The organism is Pantoea sp. PGP6, assembly GCF_053474785.1.
In genome coordinates this window covers 2,875,438-2,888,962 of sequence record NZ_JBQBMA010000001.1, presented here as the reverse complement: position 1 = coordinate 2,888,962, position 13,525 = coordinate 2,875,438, and the positions used below count along the sequence as shown (strand labels likewise).

General features: G+C 55.1%; 11 protein-coding genes. 8 read left to right on the top strand and 3 right to left on the bottom strand.

What is annotated here, in order from left to right:
- Window positions 1–73: 73 nt before the first annotated feature.
- On the top strand, window positions 74–1,084 hold the full coding sequence (gene pyrD / locus ACLIBF_RS14150; protein ID WP_279809361.1) for a quinone-dependent dihydroorotate dehydrogenase: 1,011 nt from the start codon (window positions 74–76) through the stop codon (window positions 1,082–1,084).
- Between the two features lie 153 nt (window positions 1,085–1,237).
- A complete protein-coding gene (locus ACLIBF_RS14145) occupies window positions 1,238–1,780 on the top strand; it encodes a cell division protein ZapC (protein WP_031376124.1) in 543 nt (180 codons plus the stop codon).
- On the opposite strand, the gene ACLIBF_RS14140 is transcribed toward ACLIBF_RS14145, so the two are convergent.
- Window positions 1,781–2,890: a YcbX family protein gene (locus tag ACLIBF_RS14140; RefSeq protein ID WP_279809360.1), complete on the bottom strand. Its 1,110-nt coding sequence runs from the start codon at window positions 2,888–2,890 to the stop codon at window positions 1,781–1,783.
- Window positions 2,891–3,001: 111 nt separating this feature from the next.
- Between ACLIBF_RS14140 and rlmKL the strand changes: the two genes are divergently transcribed.
- From rlmKL to rmf, 6 genes are all read left to right on the top strand, one after another.
- Window positions 3,002–5,116, top strand: coding sequence for a bifunctional 23S rRNA (guanine(2069)-N(7))-methyltransferase RlmK/23S rRNA (guanine(2445)-N(2))-methyltransferase RlmL (gene rlmKL / locus ACLIBF_RS14135; RefSeq protein WP_031376122.1), 2,115 nt, complete (start codon window positions 3,002–3,004; stop codon window positions 5,114–5,116).
- A gap of 6 nt (window positions 5,117–5,122) precedes the next feature.
- Window positions 5,123–7,042: an ABC transporter ATP-binding protein gene (locus ACLIBF_RS14130; RefSeq protein WP_069728121.1), complete on the top strand. Its 1,920-nt coding sequence runs from the start codon at window positions 5,123–5,125 to the stop codon at window positions 7,040–7,042.
- 15 nt (window positions 7,043–7,057) lie between these two features.
- Window positions 7,058–8,326, top strand: a complete 1,269-nt coding sequence (pqiA, locus tag ACLIBF_RS14125) for a membrane integrity-associated transporter subunit PqiA (RefSeq protein ID WP_089561079.1) — start codon at window positions 7,058–7,060, stop codon at window positions 8,324–8,326.
- Window positions 8,313–9,956, top strand: coding sequence for an intermembrane transport protein PqiB (gene pqiB / locus ACLIBF_RS14120; protein WP_031376120.1), 1,644 nt, complete (start codon window positions 8,313–8,315; stop codon window positions 9,954–9,956). Before pqiA ends, pqiB begins: the two co-directional genes overlap by 14 nt.
- Complete coding sequence (gene pqiC, locus ACLIBF_RS14115) at window positions 9,953–10,522, top strand: membrane integrity-associated transporter subunit PqiC (protein WP_046288411.1); 570 nt, start codon at window positions 9,953–9,955, stop codon at window positions 10,520–10,522. The genes pqiB and pqiC overlap by 4 nt, the downstream gene beginning before the upstream one ends.
- 281 nt (window positions 10,523–10,803) lie before the next feature.
- On the top strand, window positions 10,804–10,971 hold the full coding sequence (gene rmf, locus ACLIBF_RS14110) for a ribosome modulation factor (protein WP_072050988.1): 168 nt from the start codon (window positions 10,804–10,806) through the stop codon (window positions 10,969–10,971).
- A gap of 69 nt (window positions 10,972–11,040) precedes the next feature.
- Here rmf and fabA read toward each other — a convergent pair whose 3' ends face one another.
- A complete protein-coding gene (fabA, locus tag ACLIBF_RS14105) occupies window positions 11,041–11,559 on the bottom strand; it encodes a bifunctional 3-hydroxydecanoyl-ACP dehydratase/trans-2-decenoyl-ACP isomerase (RefSeq protein ID WP_448310002.1) in 519 nt (172 codons plus the stop codon).
- A 68-nt stretch (window positions 11,560–11,627) separates the two neighbouring features.
- Window positions 11,628–13,496, bottom strand: coding sequence for an AAA family ATPase (locus ACLIBF_RS14100; RefSeq protein WP_448310001.1), 1,869 nt, complete (start codon window positions 13,494–13,496; stop codon window positions 11,628–11,630).
- Window positions 13,497–13,525 lie beyond the last annotated feature (29 nt).

Genomic DNA, 13,525 nt, shown 5'->3' with positions numbered 1-13,525 from the left:
GCACTTTACCATTCTGGCGCACATTTTCCCGTGCACCGACTTTCACGATTGCTTCCGTCCTTCAGGAGAGTGCATGTTTTATCCTATCGTCCGACCGGCGCTGTTCAAACTCGACCCCGAGCGCGCGCACGAACTCACCTTTCAGCAACTGCGTTTTATGAGCGGCACACCGCTGGAAGGGTTATTCCGCCAGAAGCTGCCGCCGCGTCCGGTAACCTGCATGGGATTAACCTTTGATAACGCCCTTGGCCTGGCGGCAGGTCTGGATAAAAATGCCGAATGTATCGATGCCTTTGGCGCGATGGGCTTCGGCTTCGTTGAGGTCGGTACTGTGACGCCACGTGCCCAGCCGGGCAATGACAAACCGCGGATGTTTCGGTTAGTCGAATCGGGCGGCATTATTAATCGCATGGGGTTCAATAATCTCGGCGTTGATCACCTGGTCGAAAACGTGAAAAAAGCGCGTTTTAAAGGCGTACTGGGGATCAATATTGGTAAAAATAAAGATACGCCGGTCGAGCAGGGCAAAGAGGACTATCTGATCTGCATGGAAAAGGTCTATGCCCATGCCGGTTATATTGCGATCAATATCTCCTCGCCGAACACCCCGGGATTACGTTCACTGCAATATGGCGAAGCGCTGGACGATCTGCTGGTTTCAATCAAACAAAAACAAAAAGAGCTGGAACAACGTCACTTAAAATATGTTCCGGTGGCGGTAAAAATCGCGCCTGATCTCACCGAAGAGGAGTTAATTCAGGTCGCTGACAGTTTAGTCCGGCACCAGATTGATGGCGTCATTGCCACCAATACCACCCTCGATCGTTCACTGGTGAGTGGCCTTAAATATGCTGAAGAAGTCGGTGGGCTGAGTGGGCGTCCGGTCCAGTCGCGCAGCACCGAGGTGATTCGGCGCCTGTCTCAGGAGCTGAAGGGGCAACTGCCAATTATTGGTGTAGGCGGGATCGATTCTCTGACCGCAGCGCGCGAAAAGATCGCAGCGGGTGCCACGCTGGTGCAGATTTATTCCGGCTTTATTTATCAGGGGCCAGGATTAATTAAAGATATCGTCACGTATCTCTAAGACATTTCTCACAATCGTAAGCCGGGGGGTTTATTTATCCTTCCGGCTCGTTTATATTTTGGCCTGTTGCACGAATTTTCAGCTTTTCCTTATGTTTCATTTTTCGCTGAATTTTGCGTGATTTTTGGCGCAGCGGTAAATACAGGGCACACTATGAAAATCAAACCTGATGATAACTGGCGTTGGTATTTTGATGCCAGCCATGACCGAATGATGCTCGACCTGGCTGACGGTATGCTTTTTCGTTCCCGCTTTTCCCGCAAAATGCTCACCCCGGACGCGTTTAATGAAACCGGCTTTTGTGTCGATGATGCCGCGCTCTATTTCACCTTCGAAGAGACCTGTCGTCAGTGTAAGTTAAGCAGCCAGCACCGCGCTGAGCTGGTGTTAAATGCGCTGGTGGCGGCACGATTCCTGAAACCGCTGATGCCGAAAAGCTGGCACTTTTCCTCTTATGCGCCGGCCCTGCGGCCGAATGTCGGTGAGATGGTGCAGGTTACGCTGGCGGAAAATGGCGAGCAGGCACGACTGCTGGTGGTAGAGAAGGGGGATAACGCTGCGCTCTGTTTGCTGGCTCAGCCCGGACTGACGCTGGCGGGCAAAGCGATGGTGCTCGGCGATGCCATCAAAGTGATGAACGACCGCCTGCAACCTTACTGTCAGGATATTATGCCGCGCTACGCCCGCGCGGTGTAATCAGTTCAGTTCCACATCGCCTGCCGGAATACAGCTGCAACTCAACAGAGTGCCATCCTGACCAATGGCGCTTTGCTTCAGGGCCTTTACCTCACCCGTGACCAGCCTGAGCTTACAACTGCCACATAATCCTGCCCGACAGGAGTAAGGTATGCGGAATCCCTGCATCTCCAGCTGTTCCAGCAGCACCTGCTGATTATCACCGGTGAAGGTCTGACCCTGAAAGGTAATATTGACGGCCGACGGCGTCTGCTGCCGGGGTTGCAGCGTCTGAACCACCTCACCTGCTCCGTAAACACGCGGCGAACGTCGTTTAATAACGGTAACCGTATCGCCGGCGCGAACCACGCCCGAATTACAGGCAATTAAATTCAGACCGAAATCGATGTCGCCACTGCCGTCCTGGGCACTGCGAAAGCCCTGCAATGTCGACAGTGGCTGGCCGGCCGGATGTTTATTTCCGGTCTCCGGGCTGACGGTGGTGAACACGCAGCGGCTGCACGGTTTGGTGACCTCGAATAACACCTCGCCAATCTGAATCTCCGCCCAGCCATCTTCTTCCCAGGCTGCGGCACCGCTGATGACCAGGTTCGGCCGAAACTGTTCGACACGCACGCTGGCCGGGCAGCGCTGTTGCAGATCGGCTAACGAGGCACTGTTGACCAGCAGGAACGGGAAGCCATCGGCAAAGCTGAGCGGCACCGAGGCGAAATTTTTAACCCGCCGAGTGGGTTGCGGGCCGACCCAGCGCAGCTGCACCTCGCGCGGAAAGAACTGACTGAGCCACTGATTGATCGCATCTGGCGCAATACGAGCGGTGAAATGGTTGCCCCAGACTTCGGTCGGATGATACTGCCCGTTGAAATCGCTGAAGCCAACGCTTGTGTGAGTGCCGTCCGGCGCCAGCAGCAGCAGGCCATCCGGCAGAATCGCCGGCGTGAAACGGACCATCTCCGGGTATTGTCGCGCGGTAATAAAGGTTCCATCAGGTTCAGTCACCATGAACAGGCGATCAAACGCCAGTCCGCTGTCTGAGACCTGCGCATGCGACAGTTGCAATCCCCGCATCGACTTCACAGGATGAATAAACAGGCGGGAAAGCGTAATCATGGTGATCTCCTTGAAACCAGGCGCGCAAGACAAAAGTAGCTAACTTTATGACATAGGTCTCCGATTCGCTATAATGCGCAACAATTTTCTCAAGAGTTAAAAAGTGACGATATGAATTCTCTGTTTGCCAGCACGGCGCGTGGGCTCGAAGAGCTGTTAAAAAGTGAGCTGGACGCGCTGGGCGCGCAGGATTTGCAGGTGGTGCAGGGCGGTGTTCACTACCAGGCCGACGAGCGCGTAATGTATCAAAGCCTGATGTGGAGCCGTTTAGCCTCCCGCATCCTGCTGCCGCTGGGAGAGTTTGGCGTCTACAGCGATCTGGATCTTTATCTGGGTGTGCAAAGTGTTGACTGGCCAACGATGTTCGGCAGCGACAAAACCTTTGTGGTGCATTTCAGCGGAACCAATGATTCGATCCGCAACAGCCAGTTCGGCGCTCTGAAAGTTAAAGACGCCATTGTCGACAGCTTTACCCGCCAGAATCTGGAGCGCCCGAATGTGGATCGCGAACAGGCGGATATCCGGATTAACGTCTGGCTGAACGACGATCGCGCCAGTATTGCGCTGGATCTGAGCGGCAGTGCGCTGCATCAGCGCGGCTACCGCCAGCAGACCGGACAGGCACCGCTGAAAGAGAACCTGGCTGCGGCGATCGTGTTGCGTTCAGGCTGGCAGCCAACCACGCCGCTGATCGATCCGATGTGCGGATCGGGCACATTGCTGATCGAAGCAGCACTGATCGCCTGCGATCGCGCGCCGGGCCTGTTGCGTAAGCACTGGGGCTTCACCGCATGGAGTCAGTTTAACGCCGCGCTGTGGCAGGAAGTGAAAACCGAAGCGCAGACCCGCGCCCGTAACGGCACGGCGGCGACTCAGGCACGCTTCTTCGGCTATGACAACAATGGTCGGGTGCTGGAATGGGCGCAGGCCAATGCCCGTCGCGCTGGCGTCTTCGAACTCTTTACCTTCGCCCAGCAGGATCTGCTGAAGCTGACCAATCCGGTCGATCCGCTGATCCACGGCACGGTGCTGAGCAACCCGCCTTACGGTGAACGTCTGGAGAGCGAGCCGGCGCTGATTGCGCTGCACAGCCAGCTCGGACGCCTGATGAAGCTGCACTTTGGCGGCTGGAACCTGTCACTGTTCAGCGCCTCGCCGGAACTGCTGAGCTGTCTGCAACTGCGCGCCGATCGCCAGTTCAAAGCGAAAAACGGTCCGCTGGATTGCGTACAGAAAAATTATCAGTTGTCGGTCAACAGCGGTGAAAGCGCCGGCCAGATTGCGGAAGATTATGCCAACCGCCTGCGTAAAAATCTGAAGAAGCTGGAGAAGTGGGCGCGGCAGGAAGGCATTGAGTGTTACCGCATCTATGATGCCGATCTGCCTGACTACAACGTGGCGGTCGATCGCTACGCTGATTGGGTGATCATTCAGGAATATGCGCCGCCGAAAACCATCGATCCGAACAAAGCGCGCCAGCGCCTGTTCGATGTGATCAGTGCGACGCTCACCGTGCTCGAACTGCCCGCCGACCGCCTGATCCTGAAAACGCGTGAACGCCAGAAAGGCAAAGCGCAGTATCAGAAGCTGAGCGAGAAGGGCGACTATTTTGAGGTCAAAGAGTTTAATGCGCGTTTCTGGGTCAACCTGACTGATTATCTCGACACCGGTCTGTTTCTTGATCACCGAATTGCGCGCAAAATGCTGGGTCAGATGAGTCAGGGGAAAGATTTCCTCAACCTGTTTGCCTATACCGGCACCGCCAGCGTGCATGCCGGCCTTGGCGGGGCGCGTTCAACCACCACGGTGGATATGTCGCGTACCTATCTGGAGTGGGCGGAGCGCAATTTACGTCTGAACGGCCTGACCGGTCGTCAGCATCGCCTGATGCAGGCGGATTGCCTGAGCTGGCTGAACGAAAGCGATGAGAATTTTGATCTGATCTTTATCGATCCGCCGACCTTCTCAAACTCAAAACGTATGGAAGAGAGCTTCGACGTTCAGCGCGATCACATGATGCTGATGCGCAACCTGAAGCGTCTGCTACGTCGCGGCGGCACCATCATGTTCTCCAACAACAAACGTGGTTTCAAAATGGATATGGATGGTCTGAAGGCGTTGGGCCTGCAGGCGCAGGACATTACCCAAAAAACGCAGTCGCAGGACTTCGCGCGTAACCGTCAAATTCACAACTGCTGGCTGATTACTCACGTCGGTAAGGAATAAGTTTACATGTCATTAATCAGTATCCACGGCGCTTATCTCTCCTTCAGCGATGCGCCGCTGTTAGACAATACCGAACTGCACATCGAAGAGAACGAACGCGTCTGTCTGGTGGGCCGTAACGGTGCCGGTAAATCGACTCTGATGAAGATCATCAACGGCGAACAGCCGCTGGATGATGGCCGCATCGTCTATGAAACCGATTTGGTTGTTGCGCGTCTGCAGCAGGACCCGCCGCGCAATATTACCGGTTCAGTGTATGACTTCGTCGCCGAAGGCGTGGAAGAGCAGGCCGAACATCTCAAGGCTTATCACGCCATTTCCCATGTGGTGATGGAAGATCCCAGCGATAAAAACCTCAATGAGATGGCACGTCTGCAAAGCATTCTTGACCACCAGAATTTGTGGCAGCTGGAAAGCCGTATCAATGATGTGCTGGAGCAGATTGGTCTGCAGCCTGATACCGAACTTTCATCGCTGTCGGGTGGCTGGCTGCGTAAAGCGGCGCTCGGCCGGGCGCTGGTCAGCAATCCGCGCGTACTGATGCTGGATGAGCCGACGAACCACCTCGATATCGAAACCATCGACTGGCTGGAAACTTTCCTGAAGAACTTCAGCGGCAGCATCGTGTTTATCTCGCATGACCGTTCGTTTATTCGCAACATGGCGACGCGAATTGTCGATCTCGACCGCGGTAAGCTGGTCTCCTGGCCGGGCAATTATGACCAGTATCTGGAAGGGAAAGAGGAAGCGCTGCGCGTTGAAGAGATGCAGAACGCGGAATTCGACCGCAAGCTGGCGCAGGAAGAAGTCTGGATCCGTCAGGGTATCAAAGCGCGTCGTACCCGTAATGAAGGCCGTGTGCGTGCACTGAAAGCGCTGCGTCGTGAACGTTCAGAACGTCGCGAAGTCATGGGCAAAGCCAATATGCAGGTGGGCGAAGCCTCGCGCTCAGGCAAAATCGTATTTGAGCTGGAAAACGTCGACTATGCGGTTGACGGCAAAGTGCTGGTGAAGAACTTCTCTTCCCAGGTCCAGCGTGGCGATAAAATTGCGCTGATCGGCCCGAACGGCTGCGGCAAAACCACCTTGCTACGCCTGATGCTGCAGCAGCTGCAAGCCGATCATGGCCGCGTGCACTCTGGCACCAAGCTGGAAGTGGCCTATTTCGACCAGCATCGCGCCGAACTCGATCCGGACCGCACCGTGATGGATAACCTTGCGGAAGGCAAGCAGGAAGTGCTGGTCAACGGCAAGCCACGTCACGTGCTGGGCTACCTGCAGGACTTCCTGTTCCACCCAAAACGCGCCATGACGCCGGTGCGTGCCTTGTCCGGTGGTGAACGTAACCGCCTGCTGCTGGCGCGTCTGTTCCTGCGTCCCAGCAACCTGATGATTCTCGATGAACCGACCAACGACCTCGACGTTGAAACGCTGGAGCTGCTGGAAGAGCTGATTGATGGCTATCAGGGCACCGTGCTGCTGGTGAGCCACGATCGTCAGTTTGTCGACAATACCGTCACCGAATGCTGGATCTTCGAAGGCAACGGTGAGATCGGCACCTTCGTCGGCGGCTATCACGATGCACAACAGCAGCGTGCGGCCTATAAGCAGCAAAAAGCGGGCGCACCGGCGAAAGCAACTGCTGCTGTGGCAAAACCTGCGTCAGAGAAAAGCGATGCTGCCAAACGCAGCGTTAACAAACTAAGCTATAACCTGGCGCGTGAGCTGGAACAGCTGCCGCAAAAGCTGGAACAGCTGGAAGCGCGAATTGGCGAACTGCAGGCGAAAATGAGTCATCCGGACTTCTTCAGCCAGGCCCATGACCAGACTCAACCGGTGCTGGACAGTCTGGCGCAGGCTGAGCAGGAACTGGAAACGGCTTTTGCGCGCTGGGAAGAGCTTGAGTCAATGAAAAACGGCGCGTAGAGCAAGGGATAACGGATGTGTTCAGCAGATAAAAGTGACGCGTGGATGCTCTGTCCACAATGCGATTTAATGAATAAGCTGCCGGACATCCCTGTTGGCAGCCGCGCCTCATGCCCGCGCTGCCAGACTTCCCTGACGGCGAACTGGCACGAGCCGCGCAGACGGCCAACCGGTTATGCGCTGGCGGCCTTGTTTATGCTGCTGCTGGCTAACCTGTTCCCGTTTATCACCATGAAAGTGGCCGGGCTCAGCAGCCAGATCAGCCTGGCGGAGATACCGCAGGTGATGGTGTCGGAGGACTACAGCAGTCTGGCGACGCTGTTCTTGCTGTTTGTTCAGGCGATCCCGGCGTTCTGCATGATCACCATTCTGCTGCTGGTAAATCCGGTGCCGCTGCCCAACAGCCTGAAACTGGGGCTGGCGCGCATTCTGTTTCAGTTACGCAACTGGGGCATGGCGGAAATCTTCATGGCGGGGGTACTGGTCAGTTTCGTCAAGCTGATGGCCTACGGCGATATCGGGCTGGAAACCAGCTTCTGGCCATGGTGTCTGTTCTGCCTGCTGCAACTGCGGGCCTTTCAGTGCATCGATCGGCGTCAGCTGTGGCAGAGCATTGCGCCACTACCGGCTCTGCCGCATCCACCCAAAGTCGGCGTCACCGGCCTGCAGCAGGGTTTGCGATCTTGTCCCTGCTGCACCGCCATTCTGCCCGCCGACCAGCGGCATTGTACCCGCTGCGGAGTGGTGGCATCCGTCCGCCGTAAACACAGCCTGCAATGGACGCTGGCGCTGCTGCTGACCTCGGTCATTCTCTATATTCCCGCTAACCTGATGCCCATAATGGTGACAGAAACGCTGGGCAGCGCTTATCCCTCCAATATTATGGCAGGCGTTATCTTACTGTGGAGCGACGGTTCTTATCCGGTGGCGCTGGTGATTTTTATCGCCAGTATTATGGTGCCGACGCTGAAAATGCTGGCGATCGGCTGGCTCTGCTGGGATGCCGGCGGACGTGGAAGGCATGATAGCCACAAGATGCACCTGATTTATGAAGTGGTTGAATTTGTAGGCCGCTGGTCAATGATCGACGTATTTGTGATTGCAGTGCTCTCTGCGCTGGTGCGCATGGGGCAATTAATGAGTGTGTATCCCGCGTGGGGGGCAGTGTTATTTGCGCTGGTGGTCATTCTGACCATGATTGCTGCAATGACCTTTGACCCGCGATTAACCTGGGATCGTGTACACGCAAACAATGTAAAGGAGCCGCGCCTTGACGGAAATTAACCACGGCCACGCAAAGGTGGAGCAGATCAAGCGCTGGTCGCCGGTCTGGATTGTCCCCATCGTCACGCTGTTAATCGGCGGATGGATTCTGTTCTATCACTTCAGCCATCAGGGACCGGTAGTCACCCTGATTACCGAAAATGCCGAGGGCATCGAAGCGGGTAAAACCACCATTAAAAGCCGCAGCGTTGATGTCGGCGTGGTTGAGAGCGCGGTACTAAGCGACGATCTCCATCACGTTGAAATTAAGGCCCGCCTTAATGCCGGAATGGGAAAACTGTTGCACAAAGACAGCGTTTTCTGGGTAGTTAAACCGCAAATTGGTCGCGAAGGCATTAGCGGATTGGGAACCCTGCTGTCGGGTGCCTATATTGAGTTACAGCCAGGCACCAAAAGTGAAGCGCCAGAACAATTTAACCTGCTGGATGCACCCCCTTTAGCGCCGCCGGATGCTAAAGGCATCCGCATTATCCTCGACAGTAAAAAAGCCGGCCAGCTTAACCCTGGCGATCCGGTGCTGTTCCGTGGCTATCGCGTTGGTACGGTAGAAACCAGCACCTTCGATACCGATAAACGCATGATGACCTATCAGCTGTTTATCGCGGCACCGTATGATCGGCTGGTCACCACCAATGTCCGCTTCTGGAAGGACAGCGGCATCGCCGTTGATATGTCCGCCTCAGGTATGCGGGTAGAAATGGGTTCACTGACCACGCTGTTCAGCGGTGGCGTCAGCTTTGACGTGCCGGATGGCTGGGATCTGGGCCAGGCCGCACAGAATCAGTCTGATTATCATCTGTTTGACGATCAACGCAGCATTCAGGACTCGCTATACACCAACCATATCGATTATCTGCTGTTCTTCACCGATTCGATTCGTGGTCTGCAGGCCGGTGCGCCGGTTGAATTCCGCGGCATTCGCCTCGGTACGGTATCTGAAGCACCGCTGATGAAAGCGGGTCTGGATCAGGCGCTGAACAATGATTACCGCGTGCCGGTGCTGATTCGCATCGAACCGGATCGCTTTATCAGCCGACTGGGCGAGAACTTCGATCTGCAGCAGCATCTGCAGGATGGTAAGAAACGCGGCCTGCGTGCCACGCTGAAAACCGGCAACCTGCTGTCAGGCGCGTTATACGTTGATCTCGACTTCTACGACAATGCACCAGCGTATAAAGGGCCGCAGAAAGTGTCGGGTTATGAAGTAATCCCAACCGTCAGCGGTGGCCTGAGCCAGATTCAGCAGAAGCTGATGGCGGCGCTGGATAAGATCAACGGACTGCCGCTTAACGGTATGATTAACCAGGCGACCGGCACGCTAAAAGAGAGCCAGAAAACGATGCGTGACCTGCAACGCACCATCGATAACATCAATAAAGTGACGGCCAGCCCGGCGATGAAAACGCTGCCGGAAGATATGCAACAGACCTTGCGTGAGCTGAACCGCAGCATGAAAGGACTGCAGCCAGGCTCGCCAGCGTACAGCAAGCTGGTCGGAGATATGCAGCGACTCGACCAGGTGCTGCGTGAACTGCAGCCGGTGCTGAAGACGCTGAATACCAAGAGCAACGCGCTGGTGTTTGAGGCGAAACCGGGACAGGATCCCCAGCCTAAGAGGGCGAAACAGTGAAGAAAGGAATGATACTCTCTGCCGCGCTGCTGCTGAGCGCGTGCAGCAGCACCATCGATAATACCTGGTATCAGCTGCCCTCCGGGGCGGCACCGATGAAGGTCAGCAGTAGCAGCACGACTGAAGCACAACCGATGCTGTGGGTGCAGCAGGTTACGGTGCCTGATTATCTGGCGGGTAACGGGCTGGTCTATCAGACCAGTGACGTAAAATATGTTATCGCCGCCAATAATCTTTGGGCCAGTCCGCTCGATCAGCAATTGCAGCAAACGCTGATTACCAACCTCAGCAAAGCCCTGCCGGGCAGACTGGTTGCCGGTACGCCGATGGGTGCGCAGCACGACACGCTGAACGTGACCATTACTGGCTTCCAGGGTCGCTACGACGGCAAAGCGGTGATCAGTGGAGAGTGGACGCTGGAACATCAGGGCCATCTGACAAAGCAGGCGTTCAATCTGGCGCTGCCGCAGAACGAAGATGGCTACGATGCGCTGGTCAGAACGCTGGCGGTGGGCTGGCAGCAAACTGCGCAGCAGATCGCCAACAGTACGGTTGCGTTAAATTAAGAAGAGTATGAATAAATAAGCTAAGCCCCTGATTTTTCGTTAAGCACTAGCGACGAAAAGCAGGGGCTTTTTTATTAGCTTAATCAGTGGGATAGTGTTGCCATCTGCATCACAAAATAGCGCATTTTTGTCAGACAGAGGTCACATTTATGACACTGGCGTGAAGATTGCGCATTGATCTTTGGGCGCGTAGCGGGTAGAACATTAGGGTGGTTGAACATTAATTCACCACCTTTTTCTTTCCACCAGATTCCACAGACCTTACATGAGGGACACGGAGTATGAAGAGACAGAAACGAGACCGCCTCGAACGCGCCCATTCACGTGGTTATCAGGCAGGCATTACTGGACGCTCAAAAGAGATGTGTCCGTATCAGATGATTGACGCTAAGTCTCACTGGTTGGGAGGGTGGCGACAAGCCATGGAGGACAGGTCGGTAGCTGCCTAGCCGGATGTCACTGAAAAGGGAATATAACCTCCGCTGCGCGCGGAGGTTTTCGTTTCTGCGGGGTAATGCTTAGAAAGCCGCCGTATCTTTGAACAGGCCCACTTTCAGATCGCTGGCAGTGTAGATCAGATTGCCATCGACCAGCACTTCGCCATCGGCAACGCCCATCACCAGTTTACGGTTGATAACGCGTTTGAAGTGAATACGGTAAGTGACTTTCTTCGCTTCAGGCAGAACCTGACCGGTAAATCTCACTTCACCTACGCCCAGCGCACGACCTTTACCTTCGCCACCCAGCCAGCCCAGATAGAAACCGACCAGCTGCCACATGGCATCCAGACCTAAGCAACCTGGCATTACCGGGTCGCCAATAAAGTGGCAACCGAAGAACCAAAGGTCAGGATTGATATCCAGCTCTGCTTCAACAAAGCCTTTATCATATTTGCCGCCGTCTTCGGTCATCTTGACCACGCGGTCCATCATCAACATGTTGCCTGACGGAAGCGGCGGACCATTTTCGCCAAACAGTTCACCACGACCTGACAGAATCAGATCTTCTTTGGTATAGGATTCGCGTTTATCTACCATGTTTACAATAAGCCTTTTTTTAGTGAATCACGAATATTAGCGAACAGTTGTACGCTGAGCAAATCGGATTAACGGTGGTTGAACCAGTTAAGCCAGCGTAGTCCCCATGGACGGTACGGCACGTCCGACTGGTTCAGTTGGCTAATACGTTCCTGAATGGTGCGCAGCAGGCTGTCGCCTTCACCATCCTCAGTATCCCAGACTTTGCCGGTCAGCAGCGGCAGTGCTTCATCAGCACGTTCAATCGCCCAGATATGGAAGCGACCTTGCTCAACCGCGCTGACCACCGCCTGATTCAGACTCAGGTGGCGTACGTTGCAGGCAGGAATAATGACACCCTGCTGGCCGGTCAGTTCGCGCTGATGGCAAATATCGAAGAAGCCTTCGATTTTTTCGTTCAGCCCGCCGACCGGCTGCACATTACCAAACTGATCGACCGAGCCGGTAACCGCAATTTGTTGATTGACCGGCTGGTTTGCCAGCGCGCTAATCAGCGCACACAGCTCTGCCAGCGAGGCGCTGTCGCCGTCGACTTCCGAATAGGATTGTTCAAACACCAGCGACGCCGAGAAGGGCAACTGCTGTTCCAGTTCCAGCTCGGCAATCAGATAGGCCTGCATAATCATCATGCCTTTCGCATGAATATTGCCGCCCAGTTCTGCTTTGCGTTCAACATCGGTAAATTCGCCGTCGCCGGGATGCACTACGCAGGTAATACGTGATGGATCGCCCCAGGCGCGTGGATGACCGGGATACTCCACCACTGACAGGCCGTTAATCTGGCCGACCACTTCGCCTTCGGTCTCAATCAGGATCTGTTTCAGCAGGATCTCATCGCGCATCCGCTCGTTGAGATAATTTTCACGCCACAGGCGCGCTTCCAGCGCATCACGCAGCGCTTCCGCATTCAGCTTTTCGCCCATCAGCGCTGACTCACGCATCTGGCGTTGTAACCAGCGCGGGCAGAGCGGCAACGTTTCCTGATCGCCGCTGAATCGCACGCCTTCTTTAATCAACTCTGGCCAGAAATCCACTTCCGGTAACGGCAGCCCGGCTTGCTGCGCCAGCTCAGCAGTCCAGCGGCACCAAGCGAGCATGTCATCTTCATCCAGAATCTGAATGTTCTCTTCAAATTCGGTGTAGATCGCCATTTCATGTGCTTCAGGATCGAGTTCCTGAAAATCAGCCAGCGCTTCTCGATCGCCGCACAGGACCAGATTTAACTGCAGTGGCAGCGGCGGGATAGCGATCGGCAGCGGGCGGCGTTCATCCTGAGAGGTCCAGTCGACATAACCCTGCTCGATGCATTTCTTCAGGCGTAACCAGAGGATCGGCTGGGTCATAAAACTGCGCAGCGAGAGCACCAGTGTGCCGCCGTTAGCGCGATGGATCAGGCCCGGCTCAAGCTGAATTCGATCTTTATGCTGACGCACGCAGCCAAACAGCTGTTCGGTCTCAATCCAGTCGGCGAAGTGAATACCGCCCTGACTGGTGAAAGGACGTTGCGGGTCAGAAGGGGGCTGCAGCGTGACGTTGTCGGCCATGATATGGTAATCACCACCATACAGCGTGGTGGTCTCCTCCATGACCCGCTGAGCCGCCTGGGCTATCTGCGCCAGGTAGTCGCGATTTTCCTGGCTGCGAACCAGCAGTAACGGGAATCCCTGCGTCTGGTGGTGTAAATGCGCCAGTGCATTCAGCAATCGGGGCTGTACCGTTGCCAGAGCATCGGTTTCTTCATCAGCAATTCGGGAGAAAACGGATTGGTATTGTGCGCTATCCGGCTGTAAGGTTTGCCACGTAAGTTGGGTGCTGGTCAAAATAATCGCATTTGTCTGATTTAAGAAAAGCGAGATTATACAGGATTCACCCTTGTTAAGCACTGCAGACTTCCTGTTGAAGATGTGACGTTGACAGCATGTTTTTCGTTGCTGCATCCGGGAAAAAAGCTGTTATTCTTAGCTCG

What these genes read in the sequence shown, in the direction of transcription:
- pyrD (WP_279809361.1), top strand. Translation starts at nt 74, where the DNA reads ATGTTTTATCCTATCGTCCGACCGGCGCTGTTCAAACTCGACCCCGAG.
- fabA (WP_448310002.1), bottom strand. Translation starts at nt 11,559, where the DNA reads ATGGTAGATAAACGCGAATCCTATACCAAAGAAGATCTGATTCTGTCA.
- ACLIBF_RS14140 (WP_279809360.1), bottom strand. Translation starts at nt 2,890, where the DNA reads ATGATTACGCTTTCCCGCCTGTTTATTCATCCTGTGAAGTCGATGCGG.
- ACLIBF_RS14100 (WP_448310001.1), bottom strand. Translation starts at nt 13,496, where the DNA reads ATGCAGCAACGAAAAACATGCTGTCAACGTCACATCTTCAACAGGAAG.
- rlmKL (WP_031376122.1), top strand. Translation starts at nt 3,002, where the DNA reads ATGAATTCTCTGTTTGCCAGCACGGCGCGTGGGCTCGAAGAGCTGTTA.
- ACLIBF_RS14130 (WP_069728121.1), top strand. Translation starts at nt 5,123, where the DNA reads ATGTCATTAATCAGTATCCACGGCGCTTATCTCTCCTTCAGCGATGCG.
- ACLIBF_RS14145 (WP_031376124.1), top strand. Translation starts at nt 1,238, where the DNA reads ATGAAAATCAAACCTGATGATAACTGGCGTTGGTATTTTGATGCCAGC.
- rmf (WP_072050988.1), top strand. Translation starts at nt 10,804, where the DNA reads ATGAAGAGACAGAAACGAGACCGCCTCGAACGCGCCCATTCACGTGGT.
- pqiA (WP_089561079.1), top strand. Translation starts at nt 7,058, where the DNA reads ATGTGTTCAGCAGATAAAAGTGACGCGTGGATGCTCTGTCCACAATGC.